The sequence below is a fragment of the Streptomyces sp. NPDC026062 genome, assembly GCF_055568375.1.
The window spans coordinates 18,397-42,711 of sequence record NZ_JBVHOQ010000039.1 but is presented as its reverse complement, the minus strand read 5'-3'; the positions used below and the strand labels follow the sequence as shown (position 1 = coordinate 42,711).

The window sequence follows — 24,315 nt, the reverse complement described above, 5'->3', positions numbered from 1 at the left end:
GTGCTCTGGCTGGTCGTGGCCGCATTGGCCGTGCGGCAGATGGCGGTGGTGCTGCGGAAGCCGCCCGGTGAACGCCTCACCGATCTGGAGACCTGGATCGGTGAGAACGGTGTGCTTCATGTGACGGGCTCGCTGTACGACACCGACCGGTTCACCGGCACTCCCTTCGCCGGCCTCGTGCTCAAGCCGCTGACCCGCACGGCCGAACAGAGCCTCGGCGTCGCCTGGACCTTCGGTTCCCTGCTGCTCGTCGCCGCGCTCGGCGTCGTCGCGGCGCGCGCCCTGCCCGCCCCCGTCGGCCGCCGCACGGCCCTGCTCGCCGCCCCCGTCACCATCAGCCTGCTGATGGTCTCGCTGCCGGTGCGCAACGCCCTCCACCTGGGCCAGACCAGCATCCTGCCGGTCCTCCTGGTCCTCGTCGGCTGCTTCGCGGTCCGGAGCGAACGCGCCTCGGGCGTACTCATCGGGATCGCGGCCGCGCTCCAGCCGACCGTACTGCTCTTCGCCGTCCTGCTCCGGCTGACCGGCAGACGCCGGGCCGCCCTGACCGGCGGCGCGGCCTTCGCCGTCTGCACGGCGCTGGCCTGGGCCGCGATGCCGCACGACTCGTGGACGTACTGGGTGCACCATGTCGCGGGCGCGGGGCTCGGCGACCAGGCGGACAGCCTCGCCAATCAGTCGATGCACGGTGCGCTGCTCCGGCTCGGTCTGGAGGGCCCGCTGGAGATCGCCCTCTTCGTGGTGCTCGCCGCGGCCGTCTGCTTCCTCGGGCTGCGACGCGCCGCACGGTACGCGCGCGACGGCCAGCTGCTCCTCGCCGTGGCCGTCACCGGCTGCGTCAGTGTCGCCGTGGCGCCCACCGCCTGGCAGCACCAGCTGCTGTGGGTGCTGCTCGCCGTGGTCGGCCGGGTCGGCAAACGGGCCTCCGACCGGCTGGTGTGGCCGGCCGTCGTGATCCTCGTCGTCACCCTGCCGGGCACCATGCTGCTGCCGAACATCGAGGCGATGTTCCCGGTCCGCGACAACGTGCTGCTGATCGCCGCGCTCGCGGCAGCGTGCATCGCCCCGTTCCTGCCGCGCACCTCGCCGCACTGGCAGCAGCCGATTCCCACCGACCACGCTTCGCCGGTCGCCGCCCGCTGGAGCCGGGTGCCGCTGCTGCCGCTGTGGCGGCGGGTGCTCACCCGGCCGAACCTGCTGCTGGAACTTCTGCTGATCAGGGTCGTCTACTCCGCGTACCAGCAGGTCAGGCTGGCCGCGACGGCGGGCCGTGCCACCGCCGAGCATCACGGGCAGCAGATCCACTCGATCGAACAGTGGCTGCACATCGACATCGAGCACTGGGTCAACCACGCCGTCGTCGAGATCGGCTGGCTGCGGGACTTCTTCGACTACTACTACTCGACGTTCCACTTCGTCGTGCCGCTGAGCATCCTCGGTGTGCTGTACGTACGCCGCCCCGCGGACTACCGCTGGGTCCGCAGCTCCATCGGCTTCGCCACGCTGCTCGCCCTGGTCGGCTTCTGGCTCTACCCGCTGGCTCCGCCGAGGCTGATGCCCGGACTCGGCTTCATCGACACGGTCCACGGTGTCCAGGACTTCGCGAAGCCCGACTACGGCACGCTGACCGGCGTGACCAACCAGTACGCGGCGATGCCCTCGCTGCACTTCGGCTGGTCCCTGTGGTGCGGGGTGGTGATCGTGATGCTCGCCCCGAAGATCTGGATGAAGGCGCTGGGGGTGCTGCACCCGCTGTTCACGGTCTCGACGATCGTCGCGACCGGCAACCACTGGGTGCTCGACGCGGTCGGCGGGGCAGCGGTGGTCGCCCTCGGCTTCGGCCTGACCTACGTACTCTGCGGCCCGCGCAGGCTGCGGGAACCGGGGGAGAGGCCCGGGGCCGCGGACGGTGGCGAGAAGCCGAGGGCCACGGCCGGCGGGGAGGGGCCGGGGGACGGTACGGGGGCGACGGCGCCGGCGAAACCGGTCGGGCACGTCACCGGGGCCGTCTGACGACGGAGTGTCCGGCGACGGACGAAGGCCGACGGACAGACATCGAAGGGGTGCCGGACGCGAAAACGTCCGGCACCCCTTCGCATGTGGATCGTCGCCCTCCCAGGATCCGCCCGTCCGGCGGGGCCCGCCACTTCAACGGATCAGTGGGACGGCCCCAGCGCCCGGGCGGCGAAGGACGGCGTCACCATCGGCACCACCGCGGAGGCCACCCCACTCGTGCGGGCGAGCGCGGACGAAACCGGAGAGCGGCGCGTGCGTGGCCGTCATGATCCCCGTACCCCTGACCGCCATGCGGGCAGGGGTACGAGGGTGACGCTCAGGTGGACGTACTCACCTGGAGCTGCTTGATGCCGTTGAGCCAGGCCGACCGCAGCCGCCGCGGATCACCGACCAGCCGCAGGTCCGGAAGGGCGTCCGCGATCGCGTTGAAGATCAGGTTGATCTCCATCACGGCCAGGGACTTGCCCAGGCAGAAGTGCGGACCGCCGCCCCCGAAACCGAGATGCGGGTTCGGGTCGCGGGAGATGTCGAACCGCTCCGGGTTCTCGAACACCTCGGGGTCGTTGTTGGCGGAAGAGTAGAACATCCCCACCCGGTCGCCCTTCTTGATCTGCTGACCGCCCAGTTCCAGGTCCTGGGTGGCGGTCCGCTGGAAGGAGACGACGGGCGTCGCCCAGCGGACGATCTCCTCGGCGGTCGTCTCCGGCCGCTCGCGCTTGTAGAGCTCCCACTGCTCGGGGTGGGTCAGGAACGCGTGCATGCCGTGGCTGATGGCGTTACGGGTGGTCTCGTTGCCGGCCACGGCGAGCAGGATCACGAAGAAGCCGAACTCGTCGGAGGAGAGGTTGCCCTCGCCCTCGGCGGCGACCAGCGTCGAGACGATGTCCTTGGCCGGGCACTCCTTGCGGGCCGCCGCGAGGTTCATCGAGTAGGAGATGAGCTCCATCGCCGCCTCGGCGCCGATCTCCTCGGTGATCGCGTACTCCGGATCGTCGTACGAGGCCATCTTGTTCGACCAGTCGAAGATCCGGGCCCGGTCCTCCTGTGGTACGCCGATGAGCTCGGCGATGGCCTGAAGCGGCAGTTCCACGGCGATGTTGGTGACGAAGTCGAACGAGCCGTCGTCGCCGGCCCCGGCGAGGGCCGTCTCGACGATGGAGCGCGCCCGGTTGCGCAGCGCCTCCTCCAGGGACCGGATGGCGCGGGGGGTGAAGCCGCGCTGGACGATCTGGCGGACCCGGGTGTGCTCGGGCGGGTCCATGTTCAGCATGATCAGCTTCTGGACGTCGATCTGGTCCCGGCTGATCGTCTCGTTGAAGCGGATGACGGCGGTGTTGGTGTTCGACGAGAAAAGCTCGGGATGGGTCGAGACGTACTTGACGTCCGCGTGCCGGGTGACGACCCAGTAGCCCGAGTCGTCGAAGCCGGAGATCCCGGCGGGCTGGGTGCACCACCAGACCGGCGCCGTCTCCCGCATGAGGGTGAACTCCGGGTGGGGTACCCGGGCATGGAGCAGGTCGGGATCGGTGAAGTCGAACCCTTCGGGCAGATGGGGGCAGGGCATCGGCAGCTCCAGGTCAAGAACTCCAGGTCGGTCCGAGGGCCGTCCGAGTAGTGTCTGACGATCCATCAGATGTTGCCCGCAAGGTAGTAACGAGTTCTACAACTGACAAGGGGCATGGCTGGATCTGTTGCGTGAAGCATCGGTGAACCGGCCTTCTTCCGGCGGGTGTTGGCGGTGAAGGCTGGGCAAGGTGCGTGCAAGACCCTTGCGTACCGTGGGTAAGCCTCATAAGACTGCTTGCAGAACTAGAACGCGTACTAGTTCCTTCCGTGGGCGCCGGGACGCCTCCGCGGAAGTGCGAGGAGAGGACGAGCTCATGGCCGCGGAACCCGTCATCGTCGAAGCCGTACGCACCCCCATCGGCAAGCGTGGAGGCGCGCTCGCCAATCTGCACCCCGCCTATCTGCTGGGTGAGACCTACCGTGAACTTCTCGGCCGGACCGGCATCCACGCCGACTGCGTCGAACAGATCGTCGGCGGCACCGTCACCCACGCCGGCGAACAGTCCATGAACCCCGCGCGCAACGCCTGGCTCACCGTGGGACTTCCGTACGAGACCGCCGCGACGACCGTGGACTGTCAGTGCGGCTCCTCGCAGCAGGCCTCCCACATGGTCGCCAACATGGTCGCGGCCGGTGTGATCGACGTCGGCATCAGCTGTGGTGTCGAGGCCATGTCGCGCGTACCGCTGGGCAGCGGCTCCAAGCACGGGCCGGGCAAGCCCTGGCCCGACGAGTGGAACGTCGACCTGCCCAACCAGTTCGAGGCCGCCGAGCGCATCGCCCGCAAACGCGGCCTCACCCGGGAGAACGTCGACTCGCTCGGCCTGATCTCGCAGGAGCGGGCGGCCGTCGCCTGGGCCGAGGAACGCTTCAAACGGGAGACGTACGCCGTCCAGGTGCCCACCACCGAGGCCGAACAGGCCGCCGGCCAGGGCATGTGGCGGCTCGTCGACCGTGACGAGGGGCTGCGTGACACCACGATGGAGGGGCTCGCCCGGCTCAAGCCCGTCATGCCCACCGCCGTGCACACGGCAGGCAACGCCTCACAGATATCCGACGGAGCCTGCGCGATCATGTGGGCGTCCAAGCGGATGGCACGGGCCCTCAAGCTCAAGCCGAGGGCCCGGATCGTCGCCCAGGCGCTGGTCGGCTCCGACCCGCACTTCCACCTCGACGGGCCCGTCGACGCGACCCGTGCGGTGCTCGGCAAGGCCGGGATGTCGCTCAAGGACATCGACATCGTGGAGATCAACGAGGCCTTCGCGTCCGTGGTGCTGAGCTGGACACAGGTCTTCGACCAGGATCTGTCGAAGGTCAATGTGAACGGCGGCGCGATCGCCCTCGGCCACCCGGTGGGCGCCACCGGAGCCCGGCTGATCACCACGGCCCTGCATGAACTGGAGCGCAGGGACAAGGAGTTCGCGCTGATCACGATGTGTGCGGGCGGCGCGCTGGCGACCGGCACGATCATTCAGCGGCTGTAGGCCGACGGCCGGTCGCGCCGCACCCGCCGGCTCCCGGCCGCAGCCACGACTCGCCGCAGCCGCAGCCGCAGCCGCAGCCGCACGCGCACCCGCAAGGCGCACCCGCCTCCCGGTCGCGGCAGACACAGCCGGCTCCCGGCCGCAGCCGCTTCCTCCCGGTGGTGGCCGGAAAGCGCCGAGGACCCCCGGCCGCGAACGAACGCGGTCGGGGGTCCTCGGTGTCAGCGGTCCGGGTCCGGGTGGACTCAGTACCAGCTGTTGGCCTGCCAGAAGGTCCAGGCGCCGCACGGGCTGCCGTAACGGGAGTCCATGTAGTCCAGGCCCCACTTGATCTGGGTGGTGGGGTTGGTCTGCCAGTCGGAGCCGGCGGAAGCCATCTTCGAACCGGGCAGGGCCTGGACCAGGCCGTAGGCGCCGGAGGAGGCGTTGGTCGCGCTCGGGTTCCAGCCGCTCTCGTGGCTGACGATGTTGCTGAAGCACTGGAACTGAGCGTCGTCACCGATCATCTGCCTCGCCGTGTCCTGCGCACTCGCGGCAGCGGACGTCGGCGCGGCGGACGTGGCCGCCATGGCCGGGGAGACGCCCAGAGCCACACCGGACGCACCGAGCAGCAGCGCTGCACCGGCGACGGCGGACTTGCGACGGGCGAGGATGTTACGGGCGAACGACACAGGGAACCTAACGTCGGGTACGGGGGAGTCGCGTGCTCCGGTCCGAATCCTGCGTGAACCGTTGCGCGTTGACCGCTGTCCGATCCGGTGGACGCTGCGGTGCTCGGCGACGTGTCCAGTGTTAGCCGCGCCGTTCAACCACCGCAACGACCCTCCGTACGACCCCGCCTCGCACCCAGGGCCGAAGGTCCCGAACCACCCCAAAGCGCTCCATAGCAGGCCGGAGGGGGTGTGACGGTGTCCGAGGTCGGCCCCTCGCGGCTCCTAAGCCGCTTCGTACGGGACCAAGGTCCTGTGGGTGCCCTCACTCCTCCGGGACCCCGAATGTGACCTGGGCCTCGAACGCGGCCCGCCTCGTGGCCCGGCGCAGCGCCTTCAGCAGCGCGGCTCCGACGGTCAGCGTCAGCACGACGGTGAGCACGGCACGGCCCAGGTCCCAGCCGAGCGAGGTGGCCGTGCAGTAGGCGAGGAACCGCACCAGGTTGTCGGCCACCGCGTCACCCGGGTGGAAGGAGATGCCCGAGCCGAGCCCCGGCACGATCGTCCACCCGTACAGATTCATGACCGTCCCGTACGCGAACGAGGCCACCGCCCCGTACGCGGCGAGCATCAGCAGCTCGGCGCGCCCGCGCAGCCGGTCCGGTCCGGGCAGCATCCCGGCGCCCATCGCGAACCAGCCCATGGACAGCATCTGGAACGGCATCCAGGGCCCCACCCCGCCGGTCAGCAGCGCGGAGGCGAACATCGTCACCGAGCCCAGCACGAAGCCGAAGCCCGGCCCGAGCACCCGCCCGCTCAGCACCATCAGGAAGAACATCGGCTCCAGACCGGCCGTGCCCGCCCCCAGCGGGCGCAGCGCTGCCCCGACCGCGGCCAGCACCCCCAGCATCGCCACCGCCTTCGCGTCGAGCCCGGCGTCCGCGATCATCGCGACCACCACCCCGACCAGCAGCGGCAGCAGCGCGGCGAACAGCCACGGCGCGTCCTGGGAGTGCGCCAGCCCGGAATCCGGTCCGGCCAGCAGCGGCCAGCCGAAGGCCGCCACCCCGATCGCGCTGACCAGCACCAGCGCGGCGACGGCCCGGGGCCCGAGCCGCACCGGGCGCGCGCCCCGTCCGGTCGTGCCGGTCATGCGGCACCCCCGAGCGCGGCCCGGACCTGTGACACGGTGAGCCACTTCTGCGGGGCCAGGACCTTGGCGGTCTGCGGGGCGAACGCCGGCGAGGACACCACGACCTCCGCGGTCGGCCCGTCCGCGACCACCTCCCCGTCGGCGAGGATCACCACCCGGTGGGCGAGCTCGGCGGCCAGCTCCACATCATGGGTGGCCAGCACGATCGCATGGCCCTCGGCCGCCAGCGTGCGCAGCACCCCGACGAGCCGGGCCTTCGCCGCGTAGTCCAGACCACGGGTCGGTTCGTCCAGGAGCAGCAGCGGGGGCCGGGCGGTCAGCACGAGGGCGAGCGCCAGGGCGAGCCGCTGCCCCTCGGAGAGATCACGGGGATGCGTGGCGTCCGCCACACCCGGCAGCAGTTCGGAGACCAGTGCCCGGCAGCTGCCCGGCGCGGCGTCCGCGTCGGCGTCGGCCGCCGCGCACTCGGCGGCGACGGTGTCCGCGTACAGCAGATCGCGCGGCTCCTGCGGTACGAGACCGACGCGGCGCACCATCTCGCGCGGCGGTGTCCGGTGCGGGGTACGGCCGCCGACGAGCACGGTGCCGGAGGTGGGCTCGACCATGCCGACGAGGGCGGAGAGCAGGGTGGACTTGCCCGCGCCGTTGCGCCCCATCAGGGCGACGGTCTCGCCGGGGGCGACGGCGAGCGTCACCCGCCGCAGCGCCTCGACGCGCCCGCGCCGCACCCCGAGACGGTCGACGCGGGCGGTGGTGCCGGTGCCGGTGACGGGCTCGGGGGCCGGGGTCTCCTGCGGGGTACGGCCGAACAGCCTGGACAGGGCGGACCGCCGGGGCGCGGGACGGACGGCGGGCGACGGGGACGGGAGGGCCCTGCGGGTTCCGTCACCGCCGACCGGCCCCGGCTCCACGCCCGCCAGCCCCTCCCGCAGCTCCGACGCCCGCCGCCGGGCATCGCGGACCGAGAGCGGCAGCGGCTCCCAGCCCGCCAGCCGCCCCAGCGCCACCACCGGCGGATGCACCGGAGAGACGGCCATCACCTCGGCGGGCGCGCCCATCACCGGGGCGGCGCCCGGCGAGGGCAGCAGGACGACCTGGTCCGCGTACTGCACCACGCGCTCCAGCCGGTGCTCCGCCATCAGGACGGTCGTGCCCAGGTCGTGGACGAGCCGCTGGAGCACCGCGAGGACCTCCTCGGCAGCCGCCGGGTCCAGTGCGGACGTCGGCTCGTCCAGCACCAGGACCCGGGGGTGCGGAGTGAGGACCGAACCGATCGCGACCCGCTGCTGCTGGCCCCCCGACAGGGTGGCGATCGGCCGGTCGCGCAGCCCGGCGAGCCCCAGCAGATCAAGGGTCTCCTCGACCCGCCGCCGCATCACGCCGGGGGCGAGGCCCAGCGACTCCATGCCGTACGCCAGCTCGTCCTCCACCGTGTCCGTCACGAAGTGGGAGAGCGGGTCCTGGCCCACGGTGCCGACCAGATCCGCCAGCTCACGGGGCTTGTGCGTACGGGTGTCCCGCCCGGCGACGGTGACCCGGCCGTTCAGCCGGCCGCCGGTGAAATGCGGTACGAGCCCCGACACCGCGCCCAGCAGCGTCGACTTGCCGACCCCGGACGGCCCGACGAGGAGCACCAGCTCACCCTCGGGAACGGTCAGATCGACCCCCGACAGGGTGGGCCGCCCGGCCCCCTCGTACCGCACCGAAACATCGTCGAACCGGATCACACCTGCTCCTCGAAGCCTGTGGGGGAAGGCCGGACGGGCGAGCCTTCGGGGGCGGGCGGGACGGGCGCGCCCGAGGGGGACGGCGGGACGGGCGCGACGACCGCCGGCAGCAGGCCGATCAGCACCGCGGCGGCCGGCCACAGCGGCAGTACGGGCGCGGTCAGCGGGACGACACCGGGGTGCAGTGCCGCCGGATCCGCGCTCCCCGCCCAGATCATCGCCACCGCGACCGCCGCGCCGGATCCCGCGACCAGCCAGGCCCGCGCCCCCCATCGGTCGGGCCGGTAGCGGGTCCGTACCGAACGGGCGCCGCCCAGCCGCAGTCCGGCCGTCGCGGCGACGAGACCGGCGATCAGCAGCGGCAGCCCGTACACCGCACCCTGCGCGGCGAGCAGCCCGTACGTACCGGCGCAGACACCCAGCAGCCCGCCGAGCGTGAGGACGTTCGTGGTGTGCCGGACGGCGGCCGGCACCTGCGCGGTACGCCCGTACCCCCGTGCGTCCATCGAGGCCGCCACCGCGACCGACCGCTCCAGCGCGCCCTCGAGCACCGGCAGCCCGATCTGGAGCACGGCGCGCACCCCACCGGTCGGACGGCCGCGCAGCCGCCGGGCGGTGCGCAGCCGCACCACGTCGGCGACCATGTTCGGCGCGAAGGTCATCGCGACGACGACGGCCACCCCGGCCTCGTACAGCGCACCGGGCAGCGACTTCAGCAGCCGGGCCGGATTGGCGAGCGAGTTCGCGGCGCCGACACAGATCAGCAGCGCGGCCAGCTTCGCCCCGTCGTACAGCGCGAACAGCAACTGCTCGGCGGTGACCCGGCCCCCGATGCGGACGCCCTTCGCCCAGTCCGGCAGCGGCACCTCGGGCAGCGTGAACACCACGTGCGTACCCGGGATCGGCGAGCCGAGGAAGGCGGAGAAGAGCAGCCGCACCCCGATGACGAACAGCCCGATCTTGATGAACGCCCCGTACGACCGGGCCCATGGCGCGTCCGTGCGGCGCGCGGCCACCACGTACCCCGCCACGCCGACCAGCAGGCCGAGCAGCAGGGGGTTGGTCGTCCGGGACGCGGCGGTGGCGAGCCCGAGCGCCCACAGCCACCAGGCACCGGCGGGCAGCGCGTTGCTCCGGGTGGCGGCGGGGGCGCGCCAGGCCCGGAACCGGTCCGGCGGGGCGTCCGTCCGGCCGGGCGTCGTGCCGGTCATCCGCGGCGGCGGCGGGCCTGTGCGACGGCGGCGACGCCGAGGAGCAGGACGGCGCCGACCCCGACGAGGACCCCGGCGGACGGCCCGCCGCCGTCCGAACCGTCCCCGCCGGCGGCGACGCCCGCGGAGGCGGGCGCGGAGGCGTCGGCCGTGGCGGTCCCGCCGTCCCCTTCGCCGTTCCCCTCGTTGTTCCCCTCGCTGTTCCCGGAGACCTGCTCGCCGCAGCCGGAGGCCGGATAGCCGGAGATCGCGCAGAGCAGCGCGTCACTGCCGTAACGCAGCGGTTTGGCCACCGACGCGAGGGCCTCCGCACTGCTGGCGTCCTGCGGCACCCGCGCACACGCGGTACGCGGAGCGGGCGGCGTCTCCCCGTCCGGGGCGTCGGCGGCTGTACCGGGGTCGATGACGAGCGCGACCCGTTTGCTGCCGTCCTCGGCGGGCGTGTCCGCGCAGATCTTCGCGAAGTCGGGGGAGCGGCGGGGCTTGGCCGCGTCCTGCGAGTCCGCGCTCACGGCGAACCGGAAGCCCGTCACCGAACCGTCGTCCGGGCGGACCAGCGACGGCCCCTGGGTGGCATACGCCCACCCGCTGCCGGAGCTCTCCCAGAACGACCAGTAGCGGTAGCCGGCGGCCTGGGCCGTGCCCGTACCGAGCACGGCCAGAGCGGCGCCCAGGACCATCAGCAGTGCGGTGGCCCGTCCGGCCCGCCCCAGTGACCGGCGGGCGGCCTCGGACCGGGCGGCCGCGGTCGCCCGACGGCCCCTCACAGCTGCTGGTTCTTGCGGCGGCCGCTGATCAGGAACCCGGCGCCCGCGCCGACGGCGAGTCCGATCCCGACGAACCACCAGACGCCGCCGATCCCGTCCCCGTCGCCGCTGTCCTTCTTCTCCTCCTCGGTGGCGGAGGCCGTCGGCTTCTTGACGGCGGCGGGCTCCGGCCCGGTCGCGTTGAGCTGGCCGACGAGGTCGGCGCCGCCGAAGTCGTGGACGTCCGCCCCGGTGGCGTGGGCGGCCATGACCAGCTGCGCGTAGGCGGCCGGGCCGCCCTCCTTCGCCCAGGCCGCGGAGTTCTCCGCCAGCCACTTCACGGACGCGTCCGCCTTGTCCTTGTGACCGGACGCGGACAGGGCGACGACCGCGTCGGCGGTGTTGCCGAAGTCGGGCTGCGGGGAACTGTCCTCGGCGCCGGGCATCGGCGCCAGGTCGAGGTGGCCGGTCTTCGCGAGGGCCCCGGCGAGGTAGTGGGCGCCGTTCTGCGCCGCCTGCTCGGGCTTGAGCGCCTTGCTCTTCGTGCAGGTGGGGTCCTTGACCGCGGCGTTGTCCCCGATGACGAAGCCCTTGCCGAGGGCGCCGAGCACGGCGGCGGCGGTGGCGTCGCCGTTGGCGACGAGCTTGCCGGCCTTGTCGGGCTGGTACGCGAACGCGCCGCCGTCCTTGCCGCCGCAGGGGATGGCGAAGGTGAGCAGGGCGTCGTACGGGGTCCTGCCGCCGTCCGTCGTCACGTCACCGAGCTTCTGCCCGGCCCGGCCGAGCGTGCCGATGACGATCGAGGTGGAGTTCGCGTCGCTGGGGCTGCCGGCGGTGTAACCCCAGCCGCCGTCCTCGTTCTGTACGGACTTCAGCCAGGCGACGCCGTTCGCGACGAGGTCCTCGTGGCCGCGGACCTCGTGCAGCGCCTGCACCGCGGCGGCGGTCGCATTGGTGTCGATCATGGTCTTGGCGTCGCAGGGCACGGAGGCGTCGGGCCGGTACGCGGGGAACGCCCCGCTGTCGCACTGCTGGCCGGCCAGCCAGTCGACGGCCTTGGCGGCGGGCGTGACACCCATGGTCCGCTGTGCGATGAACGCCAGCGACTGCCGCCAGACGCCGTCGTACGTCGGGTCCTTCGTGCCGTACAGCCCCGAGGGCAGGGCCACGGAGGGGGAGGGGGACGGCGCGGCGACCGCGGCCGGGGCTGCGGCCGCACAGAGCACGGTGGCGGTGGCGGCGAGCGCAGCTGCGCTGCGGCGTACGGTCATGGCGGGCGGGGCCTCTCCTGGGGGAACCGGGCACAGGCACACACAGGCACCAGGCTCCGGCTCCGTATCCTCGACGGTGCCGGCCGCCGGGGGCCCCGGCGACACGAGCCGGTCACGACACGGACAGGGCATTCCGGCTCCCGCCGGGTACGGCGGTCACGGCTGCGGGTCAGCGCCGGATTCGCACCGGCTTCCCCCTGAACGGACATGATGACGACTTGCCCACTCTACCGGGCGGGTGCTCAGGGGGCCCTGCCGGGCGCCGGGGCCTGAGCGGTGGCGGAGCAGGTGAGGGCCGCCCGGAACGCCCGGAATAGTCCATGGCTCTTTCGCGGAGTGATCGTTAAACTGCAACTGGCTTACGAATCACTCGGGTTGAAAAGGGGCGGACGGGTATGACGACAGGTGCAGGGGGATTCCCTCCGCCTCCTTCCCGGCCCCCCGCCACCCCGCCGCCCCATCCCCCCGCGCCGCCGCGCACGGATCCGCCCCGGTGGGCGTGGTGGGTCGGAGGAATCGCCGTCCCGCTGGTCGGGATCGTGGTGACGGTGGTCTTCAGCAACGGCTCCGATCGCGATCCCGTCTCGGCGCCCGCCCCGGCCCCCGCCGCCAGCGGCGCACCGTCGGACCCCTCCGCCCGTCCGGACCCGGACCGCGCGTCGACGGAGACCGAGCCTCCCGCCGCGACCCCGGACGACCCGGCCTCGCGCAGCGCTCCGGCCTCCCCGGACGCCTCCGACTCCTCCGGCGCGGACCTCACGGCGCCCGCCGGATTCGCTGAGGCGACCAGGACGATGTGGGGGCTGGCACCCTCTCCCTGCAACCAGCACGAACAACAGCTCGTCGATCTCGACGACGGCATGAGCCGGGTGGAGGCCTCGGTCAGGGGCGAGGAGAACGGCACGACCAAGGATCCCCGCGGGGCCGAGCTCCTCTACTGGCCCGGCAGCTGCAACGACCAGGACAACTACTTGCTGCGCGCGCTGCCCAACGCCCGTGTGGGGCTGCTGCAGGCCGACATGCCGAAGTCCTTCGAGTCCTGCAGGGCGGCTTCGAGGACCGGCTTCGGAGCCCTCGCGCTTCTCGACAGCTACGAACGGGGCAAGCGGGGCTTCGCCGAAGGCGCGGCGCTGTGCTCCGTCACGGACCGGGGTGCCGTCTCCATGGCGCTGATCGACCACATCGACGACGGATCGGACGAGGCGTCGGTCAGCGGCAGGCTCTATGTGTGGCCGAAGTCGCCCTGACCCCCGGCCCTCCACGCCCGAACTGCCTTCCGGTCAGCTGCCTTTGTCTTTCTGAAGTCCCCAAAGGCCCGGTACGTCGCCGCGCCGGAGGCGGGCGGCAAGCGCGGGGCGACGGGGCAATGGGTCGTCCTCACGCTCACGATCAAGAACATCGGGCGCGAGACCGGCGCCGTCGCGCTGGACGGGGCTGTCACGTGGGAGGACGCGCGGACGTCCCCGCAGGTCGCCACCACCGGCAGCACGACGGAAGGCCCCGGCCTCGACACCATGTACCGGCCGGGGCAGTCCGTGACGGGCCCGCTCGTGCTTCATGCCGCCCGCAAGGGCGGCACCGTTTCGTACATCGACGACCCGGGCGGGCCGGCGTTCGGAGTGGCCCTGCCGGCCGTGTGAGCATGCGCATACGGAATCTCCGCCGAGACACCGGCTGAATCACCGGCGTGGTGAAGGCTGTCCCCATCCTTCACCACGCATCGACACGAGGCCGGAAGAGCTGAGTGCCCCAACACTCCGCCCTTCCTTGCACCGTGAGGTCGGCTACTCGGTAATGCTTGACATCGTGCAGGTGCTTTCGATGGGCTTGCTCTTCTCGCTGAGGCAGACCGTGATCCACTCGGTGTGCCCGTTCGGGAGGTTCGGGGGCTTGAATTCGAGGCCGCCGCCGCCGTAGCCCTGGTTGAATGCCTTGAAGTAGGTCTGCCCGTTGGGATGGTCGACCCTCAGGAAGACTCCGTGCCCGTCCGCACGGGTGTCGGAGACGGAGAAACTGTCCGCGTCGCTGGTCGGCTCAGGCTTGTAGTAGTCGTTCCAGACCACCACCCCCGTCTGCGCGTTCGCCGGGTAGAACTCGGCCCCGTTGGGGGTGTCCACACCCACTTGCGCGGATGCGAAACCCTGCGAGCCCACCGCGAGGGCAATGCCTGCGACCGCCACGACGGCGGTCCTGGTGAGGTTGTTCACGCCCGTCATTCCCTTCCGTGACTATTCGGTGATGTTCCACGACTGGCACATGGACGAGATGGGCTTCCCGTTCTGCGTCAGGCAGATCTTGAGCTTGCCCGTTGTGTTGTCCTTGAGATTGGCGATGTTCAGCGCCACGCCGTTGGCGTTCGCGCCATTGGTGTTCGTGGCCGAATAGGTCTTTCCGTTGGGATGGGCGAACGACGCGTAGACGCCGTAGCCGTCCTTCGCGATGTCGTAGATGAAGAACTCATCCAGATCGGCGAGCGTGTCCGGGTCGAAGTCCCACCAGTCGACCTGTGCTGCCGGAACACGGGGCGGGTCTATGTAGTAGTACGAGGTGGGGTTCGCATCAAGCAGCCGCGGCTGACCCGGGTCGGCCTGTGACGGGGCCGCCCCGGTCGAGAAAGCAAGGGCGACGAGGGCGGCCGCGACGCCGATGGACGAACGCGTGATTTTGCGCATGGAGACTTCCTCACTGTGGATCGGATGCGCCACACGCTGGAGAGTGCCATGTCCCCATTGCAAGACGGCTGCAGACGGATTGCAGAGCGTTTGTCGCATGATCGCGTCCACGGTGACCACCAGGACGCGATCGCGGAGCCTCCCCGGCCGGCGCCGCTGTCCGGGGCCGCTCCGTCGTCCGGCGAATGCCTCGGTCCTGCCGCCGCCTACGGTGTCCAGAGCCGTTTCCAGCACTTCGGTGACACCACCTGGTCGGGCGACATGAGGCCGGTGGTGACGCGTCCGAGCCGGAATCGAAGACCGCGGACGGCGGCGGAGTCACGGCGTGAACTGCGGTGGCCCTTCAGTCATCGCCCACATCGATGAACCGGCTCGCCCATGCCCTGAACCGATCGTCGTGCTCGTCTCGCTCGGCCCACAGCGCGTCCACGTCCTCCGGTGGCTCGATCCCGAAGTTCTGGTCCAGCCAGGTGAGGAACTCCTGGTGGCCCTCGCTGTGCCTCTCGACGCTTTCGGAGCCGGAGAACCCGCAATCGGAGAAGGGCTCGCTGTCGATGGTGAGAAGCCGGAACAGTTCCGTCAGGCTTCGCGCGATCACATAGAGGTCCCCTCCGTCGCCGACCAGGACGACGGGCAGAGTGGCAAGATCGGTGCGATCGTCGCAGCGCCACAGGGCGTAGTCGGAGCCGGAGCGGGTGGCTCGCGCGAAGGGGATGAATCGGCTCAGGAACTCCGGATGTTCCGACCAGGTGCCGAGGCCGACGTCCGCGCCGTACTCGCGCAGCTCGAAACTCTCCGAGTAGTAGACCGGCCCCATCCGGTCCGCGAACCCCTTGAGCAGGTTCAACTCCGGTATGGGCGAGTACGCCTCGCTCATGTGGCCTCCTGGGCGGGGGAACGCCCGGCGCGGCCGGGCATCATGCGTGGATCAGGTGACAATAGCCGGAAGGAACGGCGATCGGGCAGCGCCGCCCGTCATGGTGCGGTCGAGGGGAACGGCCGGCGTCCGTCGCCGAACTCGGTCGTGAAATAGGGCCGTTGGCATCGCGTGCGCTTTCGGATCTCCGATCGTCCGGCCTTCGGCGCGGAAGGGGCGAAGGGCTTCCCGGCGCTCAGGTCCGTCCCGCGCCGAAACGGAGCTGGAGGCGGGGCCCGGCCCGTGCTCGCGTGAGCCCCTCGGTGTCTGCCGAGCGTCCGCTCGCCTTCGCGGCAAGGCCGTTCCCGCTGATCGTGATCCCCGGGTCCGCCACCCTCAGAGCACTCGCACCTCGCCCTCGGGGAGCTTCGCCCACCAGTGGTGGTAGCGGCTGTAGGCCTGAGTCTCGCGGTCGTCGAGGAGGGCCGTCGTCAAGGACCGAGCCTCGGCGGCGAGGCCGTCCCAGGCGGCCGGGTGCAGCGGATGGAACGCCGTGGCCTCGATGCCGTCCGCCGTGGGGCGCCACACGCCGGCGACGTAGCCGTCGACCAGCAGGGTGGGCAGCACGTCGCCGTTGCGCCGGATCACCAGGGGGCGGTAGTCCGGGGGGATCACCCGGCTGCGGTCGGCGTACGCCAGCAGAACGCTGTCCCACATGGCCATGAGGCGGGGCGGGGAGGGGGTGTCGGCGGCCGGCCGGGATGCGCCCGGGAGGTCGAACAACGGACCGCCGTCCGGCCCCTGGAACTGGTCGACGGCGTCGCCCATGGTCCGGAGCGCCGCGCGGACGGAGGTCCGCCGCACCATGGCGAACTGCGCCAGGTCCGCTGTGGACGCGGGCCCGAACCCCGACAAGTAGCGCAGGATCAAGGTCCGCAGGGCCCGGACGTCTCCCTCCCGGCCCATGGGTGCCGGTCCGCTGTCGGCCGCCGCGACGAAGGACGGCCGGTGGCCGAAGGACCACGGCGCATCCGTCGGAGCGTGGTGCAGGGGCGCGTACCCCTTCAGCCCCCACCACCCGCCGTCCTTCTTCTCGGCGCCGAGCCGCTTCTCGGCCCATGCCTGCATCTCCGCGGAGGTACGTGGCCGGCGGGCGAAGGCCAGCAGTTCCGGAACCAGCTTCTCCGCGTCCGCCGGAGTCAGCCCCGCGTCGGCGAAACGGGCGCCCAGTCGTGAGGCGTACAGCGTCGGCTCCATGGCCGCGCGGAAGGCCGGGTAGTCCGAGGCGTGCACGGCGTGCAGGGTGATGCGCATGAGGGTGGCCTTGACCACCGCCCGCTCGGCGAAAGCGGTGTCCAGCTCGGCCGGAGCGAAATCGGTGAGCCGGTTCCACAGGGCGATGTACGGAGAGGCCGGATGCTGCGCCTGGAGCGCCACCACCCGCCGCACCCCGTCGGGGACGCTCAGCGGCTCGCGCGCCAGCAGGAGCTGACGGCTGAGGGTCGCCCGGTTGAGTTCGCGCGCGGTGATCGTCACAGCCGGGGATTGTCCTCCCGCGAACACGCTCCTCCGCGGCCGGGGCTCCGACCGCCGCACCTCGCCCTCCCGTTCGGGTGAATAGTCGTTCCGGTTTGTCCTCTGTCATCCGTTACGCATAGATTCCCGTCCACGCTGTCCGCGAACTGTTATCCCTCGGTTCGCAGTTGAGCGACCACGCGACCCGTCATCATCGGCTGGGAGGGCCCCGCCCCATGTCCGCAACCGTCGACCGGTGGACCACCGCACTGCGCAGAGCCTGGAAGGGCGGCACGGCGTGGCCGTGGTGCCTGGCGGCGATCACGGCGGCGTGCGGCTACGCCGTGGCCACCGTCTTCCACCCCGGGTACCTCAGCGCGGACAGCAACACCCAGTTGGGGCAGGCGCTCGGGGACGAGCCGGTGAACGACTGGCATCCGCCGGTGATGGCGCTCGCGTGGCGGACGCTCATCCTGATCACGGGGGACTTCTCCACCATGGCCGCCCTCCAGGCCGCGGTGCTGTGGGGGACGCTGTGGGCCCTCGCCCTGCTGGTGTGGAAGCGGACCGGGAGCCGCGGGCTCTCCCTCGTGGTGCCGGCGGTCGGCCTCGCGCCGCACATCATGAACCTCACGGGAGTGGTGTGGAAGGACGTGCACCTGGCGTACGCGCTCCTCGCGGTCTTCGCGATCGCGCTGACCGTGCGTGAGCTGCCCCGGGACCGGGTCGGGACCCGCTGGGCACTGCTGGTGCTGGGCGTGCTGTTCCTCGGCTACGCGGCCCTCGTGCGCAAGAACGGCATCCCCGCCGCGGTCCCGGTCTTCGCCCTGCTCGTCCTCGCCGCCCGGCCCGCCCCCGGACGGCGTCACCGGCTGGCCGCCACCGGGGTCTTCGTCGCCGTCGTGCTGGGCGGCAGTGTCGCGGTGGACGCGGCCACCGCCCCGCTGGCCACACGCGTGTACGCGGTGATCCCGGTGGACGACCTCGTCCACGTACTCACCCCGGAGCAGGTGCGCGCCGCCGCCGAACGGGCGGGTGCGGACGCGGACCTGCGGGACCGTATGGTCGCCGCGGCCGTCACCTGCCGGAAGCGGCACATCACCTCGGACGGGTACCTCCAGTGCTTCCCGCAGCGCCGGCCGTTCGATGTGACGTATCTCGATCGGCACGCGGACGTGATCGTGCGGATGTGGGCGCAGCAGATGCCCAGGCACTGGAAGGGCTATGCCGAGTACCGGGGCCGGGTCTTCTCCAAACTGCTCTTCCGGAGCAACCAGATCTTCTGGGACGGCACCCGTGTCAACGCCGGTGCCCGGCTCAACCCCGAGGTGCGCGAACAGCCGCTGAACGACACGCTGCGGTTCGCGCTGCGGAACTACGTGACCGGGTTCGCCCGTGACCTGCCGATGCTCTTCCAGGGCTGGTTCTGGCTGGCCGTCTCGCTGGTGCTGGTGCTGCGTCGCCGGTGGGCCGGCCCGTACACGCGGGAGATCCGGCTGCTCGGGGCCAGCTCACTCCTGTACCTCCTGGCCTATCTGCCCACGGCTCCGGAGTCCAACTACCGTTACGTGTACTGGCCGGCGCTCTCCGGGACCGTCGCGCTCGCCCTGATCGCGACCGCCTTCGTGGCACGTCGTCGCGCGGCGGCCGGCGTCCCCGCCGGTGAACCGGACGCCCGCCCCGCCGCGCTGCCCGCCGGCCGGGCCCCCGAGGCCGCCCCGGGACCGGCTGCCCCGGCGGGGCCGCGCGAGGACTCCGGTGCCGCGGTGTGACCCCGGCGGGGTGGCTCCCGCGCTTGCGCAGACCTTGCCGCGTACCGCTTCCGCGTACCGCTTCCGCGTACCGCTTCCTCACACCGCCACGTACGTCACCGGCTCGCTTCCCGCCACCGCTTCCGCGCGCCCCAGCTTCACCAGCCGGCGCAGATGCGATTCGGCCTCCGAGACGGCGATGTTGCGGGAGCCGTAGGGGATCTGCTCCCAGGGGCGGTTCCACTCCATCCGTTCGGCCAGCTGCCACGGGGTGAGCGGCCGGGAGAGCAGGGTGAGCAGGCCGGTCAGGCGCTCCTCGTGGTGGTCGAGGAGTTCCTGTACGCGTCCTGCCGCGTCCGCGAACGCGTACTGGTGGGCCGGGAGGACTTCGGCGACGCCGAGGCGGCCGATGCGTTCAAGGGAGTCGAGGTAATCGCCCAGCGGGTCGGTCGCCGTGGCGTCGTCCGGGTCCTCGTAGAGGCCGACGTGCGGGCTGATGCCGGGGAGCAGGTGGTCGCCGGAGAAGAGGCGGCCCCGGCCCGGGAGGTTGGCCGGGTGGTCCTCCTCCAGGTGCAGGCAGACATGGCCCGGGGTGTGGCCGGGGGTCCAGATCGCGCGCAGGGCGCGGCCCGCCAGGTCGAGGAGTTCGCCCGGCACGATCTCGCGGTCCGGGACGGCGGCCCGCAGGCCGGGCAGGGTGCGCATGCGGCCGCCCTCCTCGCGGGCCGCCAGCAGCGGGGCGATGTGGTCCTCGGGTGCGCCGACCGTCGCCAGCTTCGCCGCGAGGTAGGCCAGCCAGGTGCCGGGCTCCGACGCGCGGGTGCGGCGGACGATCGCGGTGTCGGCGGCGTGCATCGCGATCCAGGCCCCGGACGCCTCGCGGACCTGGCCGGAGAGGCCGTGGTGGTCGGGGTGGTGGTGGGTGATGACCACGCCGTGGATGCCGGCGATGTCCACGCCGATGGTGGTGAGCCCGGCCGTGAGCGTGTCCCACGCCTCCGGGTCGTCCCAGCCGGTGTCGATCAGGACCGGGCCCCGGTCCGTGTCGAGGAGGTGGACCAGGGTGTGCCCCAGCGGGTTGTCCGGGATGGGGACCTTGATGCTGTGGACGCCGCCACCGTGGTTGATCACCTGCGTCATGGACTCCCCATCTCCGAGCGGTCTGGGCGGCGTGCGGGTACGGCCACGACGCGCCGCGTCCACTGTAACGAGAACTTGTTCCAGTGGTAGCCCCGGCCGTCATCCATTCCTTCCGGTCCGGGCGCCTCGGGGGCGGGGTGTGCCAGGAGGGTGGACGTGGAAGACGGTTCCTCCGCCGTGCGAGGAAGTCCGGTCCGTCGTCGTCCCAGCCGTGGACTACTGGAACTGGAACTGGTATCAGTTCTGACACACAGTCAGGTGAATTCGGGATGCCGGACGCCGGACGCCGGATACGGGATGTGGGATGCCGGATGCCGGGTTCGGATGCGGAACCAGTCAACGAGTCGGGTCACGTGCCGCGTCGCGGGAGGCAGCAGCCATGAGCGAGCTTGTCGAACACGGAAAACTGTTCATCGGCGGGAAGTTGGTCGATCCGCTCGGGCGGGAAGTCATCGAGGTCATCTCCCCGCACACCGAGCAGGTCATCGGCCGCGTGCCGCATGCCGCCGAGGGGGACGTGGACCGGGCCGTCGCCGCCGCCCGGCAGGCGTTCGACCACGGACCCTGGCCGCAGATGTCGCTGGAGGAGCGCATCGCCGTCGTCACAAGGATCAAGGACGCGTTCGCCGTCCGGTACGAGGAGATCGCCCGGGTCATCAGCTCGGAGAACGGCACCCCGTACACCTCCAGCGTCATGGTGCAGGCCCTCGCCGCGATGATGGTGTGGGACGCGGCGATCACCGTCGCCCGCACCTTCCCGTACGAGGAGCGCCGGGACGGGGCGCTCGGCCCGCTGCTCGTGAGGCGGGAGCCGGTCGGGGTCGTCGCGGCGGTCGTGCCGTGGAACGTGCCCCAGTTCACCGCCGCCGCCAAGCTCGCGCCCGCGCTGCTCGCCGGGTGCTCGGCCGTCCTCAAGGTGTCGCCCGAATCGCCGCTCGACGCCTACATCCTGGCCGAGATCGCCGCCGAGTCCGGGCTGCCCGACGGAGTGCTGTCGATCCTGCCCGCCGACCGCGAGGTGAGCGAGTACCTCGTGGGGCATCCGGGCGTCGACAAGGTCTCGTTCACCGGGTCCGTCGCCGCCGGCCGGCGCGTGATGGAGGTCGCCTCGCGCAACCTCACCCGCGTCACCCTGGAACTCGGCGGGAAGTCCGCCGCGGTGATCCTCCCCGACGCCGACCTGGACACCGCCGTCGCCGGCATCGTGCCCTTCGCCTGGATGGTCAACGGACAGGCCTGCGTGGCCCAGACACGCATCCTGGTCCCGCGTTCCCGGTACGAGGAGACCGCCCAGGCCTTCGCCGCGGCCGCCGGGGCGCTGAAGATCGGCGACCCGCTGGACCCCGCCACCGAACTCGGCCCGCTCGTCGCGCGGCGCCAGCAGCAGCGCTCCCTCGACTACATCCGGATCGGCCAGGAGGAGGGGGCCAAGGTCCTCACCGGGGGCGGGCGCCCGGCGTCGCAGGAGACGGGCTGGTACGTCGAGCCGACACTCTTCGGTGACGTCGACAACTCCATGCGCGTCGCCCGCGAGGAGATCTTCGGCCCGGTCATCTGCCTGCTGCCGTACGGCGACGAGGACGAGGCCGTGAAGATCGCCAACGACTCCGAGTACGGCCTCAGCGGCAGCGTCTGGACCGCCGACACCGAGCGCGGCATCGACATCGCCCGCCGGGTCAGGACCGGTACGTACAGCGTGAACACCTTCAGTCTCGACATGCTCGGCCCGTTCGGCGGCTACAAGAACTCCGGCCTGGGACGGGAGTTCGGCCCCGAGGGGTACGGGGAGTACTTCGAGCACAAGATGATCCACCTGCCCGCCGGATACGGGAGCGAGGCCTGATGGGCGACCGCTGGAGCGTCGAGGTCGACCGGGGCGTCTGCATCGGGTCGGGGATGTGTGTGAACCACGCGCCGGACGGGTTCCGGCTGGACACCGCCATGCAGTCGCACCCCGTCGCCCCGGAGACCGACGCCAACGAACGGGTCCTCGCCGCCGCCGAGGGATGCCCGGTCGAGGCCATCACGGTCGCGCTGGCCGACTCGGGAGAGGTGGTGTTCCCGCCGGAGGACTGAGGAGGGCCCGAACCGCCCCGTCCGCCCGCCCGCAGGGTGTTCCCGAACCGCCCCGTCCGCGCCCGTCAGGCGGGCGGGGCGGCCGGCGCCGCGGACCGGCCCGAGCGGCGCAGCGAGTCCGCCACGAAGCCGTCGGCCTTCAGCTCCTCGACCAGGTCCCGCAGGAACCGCACCGTCTCGGGCGTCCGGCTCCGGGTCGTACCCACCGCCTGCCGGATCTCCATGAACCGGTCCTCGATCAGCCGTACCTCGCCCGGTGCCCCGCGACGTACGCGGTCAGCGGCTGCCGGATGCCCGCCGCGGCCTCCAGGCCCTCCTCGCGGAAGACGCCGACGCCCTCCGTGCCGCGGACGGCGGTCGCCCGCTCAAGGGTGCGGTCCAGGAACAGGTCGTACGCGGAGCCCCGCTTCACCCCGATCCGGACACCTGCCCGGTCGACGTCGGTGACGGAGACCAGGTCCGATCCGGCCGTAGAACACCCGCCCCGGCAGGCGGTCCTCAGCGGCTGTCCACGGGACGGGGGCCGGACAACAGATGCAGCCGCAGGGCCAGTTGCAGTTCAAGCGCCCGGTCCGGCTCGTTCCAGTCCCGGCCCAGCAGCACCTGGATCCGGTCCAGCCGCTGCACCACCGTGTTCACATGCACATGCAGTTCGTCCTTGGCCCGGATCAGGCTGCCGCCCGCGCCGAAGTACGCGCCCAGTGTCCGCACCAGCTGGGTGCCGCGCTGGGCGTCGTAGTCCAGCAGCGGCCCCAGCGCCGCCGTCACGAAGCCGTCGACGTCCTGGGCGTTGCCGAGGACGACACCCAGGAAGCCCAGTTCCTCCACACAGGCGCCTTCGCCGGTACGCCCCAGCACCCGCATCGCCCGCAGACAGCGCGCGGCCTCGCCGTACGCGGCGGCCAGCTCCCCGGGGCCCCGGGCGGGCCCGGCGGCGGCCACCGTCACGGGGGACTGCGCCAGCCGGCCCAGCTGGGCCGCCGCCGAACGGGCGGCCCGGCCCGCGCCCGTACCGTCGTCCTCGATCAACAGCACCACCGCGCCCGCGTGTTCGGCGCTCACCCCGTGGATGCCGCCGCCGAACAGATAGCGCATGGCGGCCGGGGCCAGCCGCTCCCGCGTCCCCGTCTCCGCGACCAGCAGCAGATGCGGGCGGTCCAGGTCGACGCCCAGACGGCGGCCCCGTTCGGCCAGCCCCGCCGGATCGCGGCCGGTGTCCGTCAGCAGATCGGCGATCAGCTCGCCCCGGATCCGGTTCTCCGTCTCGGCCACCGTGCGCCGCAGGAGCAGAAGGAGCCCGGTGACCACCGCCGACCGTTCGAACAGCCGGCGGTCGGAGTCGTCCAGCGCCCGGCCGCGGTGCAGCACCAGGCCGGCCAGCAGCTCCTGACCGGCGAGCACCGCGCAGACCACCCGCCCGTCGCGGCGCACCGCACGCGCCCCCGTCCGGGACTCCTCGGCCGCGTCCGCCAGCCACCCGGCGTCCATGCTGTCGGCGGCGAAGCCCGTACCGTCCGGGCGCACGGCGGCCAGCGGACGGCCGCCCGGGTCGTGAATGGTCAGCGGCGAGCCGAGCAGCCCGGCGACGGCCGCCGCGACGTCCTTGACGTCCCGCCCGCGCAGCACCAGGTCCGTCAGCCGGTCGTGCGACTCCTCGGCCCGCCGCATGGCCGCCGAGTGCGCCCGTACGGAGGCGTTGGCCTCGGCCAGTTCCGCGTTCGCCTCCGCCAGTTCGGCCAGCGCGGAGGTGGTGTCGGCGAGCGCGCGGGCCGTGTCGATGGCGATCGCGGCGTGCGCGGCCAGCGAGCAGAGCAGGGCGACCTCGTCGGGGCTGAAGACCCGGGGCGACCGGTCGGCCGCGAAGAGGACACCGATCACCTTCCCCGTGCCGCCCCGGCTGGAGCCGAGGAGCAGGGGCACGCCCAGGATCGCGACCAGCCCCTCGTCGAGGACCCCGGCGTTGATGTCGCGGGTGTGGTGGAAGCGCTCGTCGGCGGGGTAGTCCGGTGTCGCGTACGGGCTCGCGGTCTGCGCCACCAGACCACCGAGCCCCTCGCCGAGTTCCAGGCGCAGCCGCTGGAAGACGACCGACACCGACCCGTCGGTCACCCGCATGTACGTGTCGCCCGCCTCCTCGTCCGGAAGCGTGAGGTAGGCGGTGTCCGTGCCCAGCAGCATCCGGGCCCGGCGCACGATCGCCTTCAGGACATCGTCCAGCTCCCGCGAGGCCGCCAGGTCGCCCGCCGTGTCGAACAGTGCGGTGAGCTGGAGTTCCCGGCGCCGGTGCTGACGCAGGACGCCCCGGATCCGCAGCGCGGTCGCCGTGGCCCGCTCCACCTCCGCGAGCTCCTCGGCGGGCACACCGTCCCCCCGCGCCTGCGAGGAGACCGCGCCCAGAGCCTCGGCGGGCGCGTCGTCGGCCAGCAGGTCGAACAGGCGCCGGAGGTGGGGTGCGGCGGAGGGGAGCGGTTCAGGCATGGC

Annotated in this window: 21 protein-coding genes and 1 riboswitch; of the genes, 6 read left to right on the top strand and 15 right to left on the bottom strand. The window is 72.1% G+C overall.

Annotated features, from left to right (window positions below):
• Positions 1-2,013: a bifunctional glycosyltransferase 87/phosphatase PAP2 family protein gene (locus tag ACZ4LX_RS29375; protein WP_467642198.1), complete on the top strand. Its 2,013-nt coding sequence runs from the start codon at positions 1-3 to the stop codon at positions 2,011-2,013.
• Positions 2,014-2,332: 319 nt separating this feature from the next.
• Here ACZ4LX_RS29375 and ACZ4LX_RS29370 read toward each other — a convergent pair whose 3' ends face one another.
• Complete coding sequence (locus ACZ4LX_RS29370; RefSeq protein ID WP_467641809.1) at positions 2,333-3,580, bottom strand: cytochrome P450; 1,248 nt, start codon at positions 3,578-3,580, stop codon at positions 2,333-2,335.
• Between the two features lie 316 nt (positions 3,581-3,896).
• Here ACZ4LX_RS29370 and ACZ4LX_RS29365 point away from each other — a divergent pair, with 316 nt between their 5' ends.
• Positions 3,897-5,066: a steroid 3-ketoacyl-CoA thiolase gene (locus ACZ4LX_RS29365; protein ID WP_467641806.1), complete on the top strand. Its 1,170-nt coding sequence runs from the start codon at positions 3,897-3,899 to the stop codon at positions 5,064-5,066.
• Positions 5,067-5,311: 245 nt separating this feature from the next.
• Here the strand turns inward: ACZ4LX_RS29365 and ACZ4LX_RS29360 are convergent, their stop codons facing one another.
• The 6 genes from ACZ4LX_RS29360 to ACZ4LX_RS29335 form a co-directional block, all read right to left on the bottom strand.
• On the bottom strand, positions 5,312-5,737 hold the full coding sequence (locus ACZ4LX_RS29360) for an aggregation-promoting factor C-terminal-like domain-containing protein (protein ID WP_467641803.1): 426 nt from the start codon (positions 5,735-5,737) through the stop codon (positions 5,312-5,314).
• Between the two features lie 304 nt (positions 5,738-6,041).
• Entirely contained in the window at positions 6,042-6,869 is an 828-nt protein-coding gene (locus tag ACZ4LX_RS29355) for an ECF transporter S component (RefSeq protein WP_467641800.1), read from the bottom strand.
• Entirely contained in the window at positions 6,866-8,596 is a 1,731-nt protein-coding gene (locus tag ACZ4LX_RS29350; protein ID WP_467641798.1) for an ABC transporter ATP-binding protein, read from the bottom strand. The genes ACZ4LX_RS29355 and ACZ4LX_RS29350 overlap by 4 nt, the downstream gene beginning before the upstream one ends.
• On the bottom strand, positions 8,593-9,807 hold the full coding sequence (locus ACZ4LX_RS29345) for an energy-coupling factor transporter transmembrane component T (protein ID WP_467641795.1): 1,215 nt from the start codon (positions 9,805-9,807) through the stop codon (positions 8,593-8,595). Before ACZ4LX_RS29345 ends, ACZ4LX_RS29350 begins: the two co-directional genes overlap by 4 nt.
• Positions 9,804-10,487: an SCO2322 family protein gene (locus ACZ4LX_RS29340; protein ID WP_467642196.1), complete on the bottom strand. Its 684-nt coding sequence runs from the start codon at positions 10,485-10,487 to the stop codon at positions 9,804-9,806. Before ACZ4LX_RS29340 ends, ACZ4LX_RS29345 begins: the two co-directional genes overlap by 4 nt.
• Positions 10,488-10,570: 83 nt before the next feature.
• Positions 10,571-11,824 (bottom strand): prenyltransferase/squalene oxidase repeat-containing protein, encoded by a 1,254-nt coding sequence (locus ACZ4LX_RS29335; protein WP_467641792.1) that lies wholly within the window; start codon positions 11,822-11,824, stop codon positions 10,571-10,573.
• 126 nt (positions 11,825-11,950) lie between these two features.
• Positions 11,951-12,021, bottom strand: a riboswitch (cobalamin riboswitch).
• Between the two features lie 351 nt (positions 12,022-12,372).
• Here ACZ4LX_RS29335 and ACZ4LX_RS29330 point away from each other — a divergent pair.
• Entirely contained in the window at positions 12,373-13,071 is a 699-nt protein-coding gene (locus tag ACZ4LX_RS29330) for a hypothetical protein (protein ID WP_467641789.1), read from the top strand.
• 537 nt (positions 13,072-13,608) lie between these two features.
• On the opposite strand, the gene ACZ4LX_RS29325 is transcribed toward ACZ4LX_RS29330, so the two are convergent.
• The 4 genes from ACZ4LX_RS29325 to ACZ4LX_RS29310 all read right to left on the bottom strand — a co-directional run bounded on the left by ACZ4LX_RS29325 (position 13,609) and on the right by ACZ4LX_RS29310 (position 16,888).
• The gene (locus tag ACZ4LX_RS29325; RefSeq protein WP_467641786.1) at positions 13,609-14,031 is read right to left on the bottom strand and encodes a hypothetical protein; all 423 of its coding nucleotides are present in this window, start codon (positions 14,029-14,031) and stop codon (positions 13,609-13,611) included.
• 21 nt (positions 14,032-14,052) lie between these two features.
• The gene (locus tag ACZ4LX_RS29320) at positions 14,053-14,496 is read right to left on the bottom strand and encodes a hypothetical protein (RefSeq protein ID WP_467641784.1); all 444 of its coding nucleotides are present in this window, start codon (positions 14,494-14,496) and stop codon (positions 14,053-14,055) included.
• Between the two features lie 343 nt (positions 14,497-14,839).
• Entirely contained in the window at positions 14,840-15,373 is a 534-nt protein-coding gene (locus ACZ4LX_RS29315) for a hypothetical protein (RefSeq protein ID WP_467641782.1), read from the bottom strand.
• 375 nt (positions 15,374-15,748) lie between these two features.
• Complete coding sequence (locus ACZ4LX_RS29310) at positions 15,749-16,888, bottom strand: winged helix DNA-binding domain-containing protein (RefSeq protein WP_467641779.1); 1,140 nt, start codon at positions 16,886-16,888, stop codon at positions 15,749-15,751.
• Positions 16,889-17,103: 215 nt separating this feature from the next.
• Between ACZ4LX_RS29310 and ACZ4LX_RS29305 the strand changes: the two genes are divergently transcribed.
• A complete protein-coding gene (locus ACZ4LX_RS29305) occupies positions 17,104-18,639 on the top strand; it encodes a hypothetical protein (protein ID WP_467641777.1) in 1,536 nt (511 codons plus the stop codon).
• Between the two features lie 78 nt (positions 18,640-18,717).
• On the opposite strand, the gene ACZ4LX_RS29300 is transcribed toward ACZ4LX_RS29305, so the two are convergent.
• On the bottom strand, positions 18,718-19,758 hold the full coding sequence (locus ACZ4LX_RS29300; RefSeq protein WP_467641774.1) for an MBL fold metallo-hydrolase: 1,041 nt from the start codon (positions 19,756-19,758) through the stop codon (positions 18,718-18,720).
• Between the two features lie 379 nt (positions 19,759-20,137).
• Between ACZ4LX_RS29300 and ACZ4LX_RS29295 the strand changes: the two genes are divergently transcribed.
• Together ACZ4LX_RS29295 and ACZ4LX_RS29290 are read left to right on the top strand one after the other, a co-directional pair.
• On the top strand, positions 20,138-21,601 hold the full coding sequence (locus ACZ4LX_RS29295) for an aldehyde dehydrogenase (RefSeq protein ID WP_467641772.1): 1,464 nt from the start codon (positions 20,138-20,140) through the stop codon (positions 21,599-21,601).
• Positions 21,601-21,834 (top strand): ferredoxin, encoded by a 234-nt coding sequence (locus ACZ4LX_RS29290; RefSeq protein ID WP_467641769.1) that lies wholly within the window; start codon positions 21,601-21,603, stop codon positions 21,832-21,834. Before ACZ4LX_RS29295 ends, ACZ4LX_RS29290 begins: the two co-directional genes overlap by 1 nt.
• A 65-nt stretch (positions 21,835-21,899) precedes the next feature.
• Here the strand turns inward: ACZ4LX_RS29290 and ACZ4LX_RS29285 are convergent, their stop codons facing one another.
• From ACZ4LX_RS29285 to ACZ4LX_RS29275, 3 genes are all read right to left on the bottom strand, one after another.
• Complete coding sequence (locus ACZ4LX_RS29285) at positions 21,900-22,058, bottom strand: hypothetical protein (protein WP_467641766.1); 159 nt, start codon at positions 22,056-22,058, stop codon at positions 21,900-21,902.
• 14 nt (positions 22,059-22,072) lie between these two features.
• Positions 22,073-22,246, bottom strand: coding sequence for a hypothetical protein (locus ACZ4LX_RS29280; protein WP_467641763.1), 174 nt, complete (start codon positions 22,244-22,246; stop codon positions 22,073-22,075).
• 86 nt (positions 22,247-22,332) lie between these two features.
• Positions 22,333-24,312: a helix-turn-helix domain-containing protein gene (locus ACZ4LX_RS29275; protein ID WP_467641760.1), complete on the bottom strand. Its 1,980-nt coding sequence runs from the start codon at positions 24,310-24,312 to the stop codon at positions 22,333-22,335.
• Between the last annotated feature and the right edge of the window lie 3 nt (positions 24,313-24,315).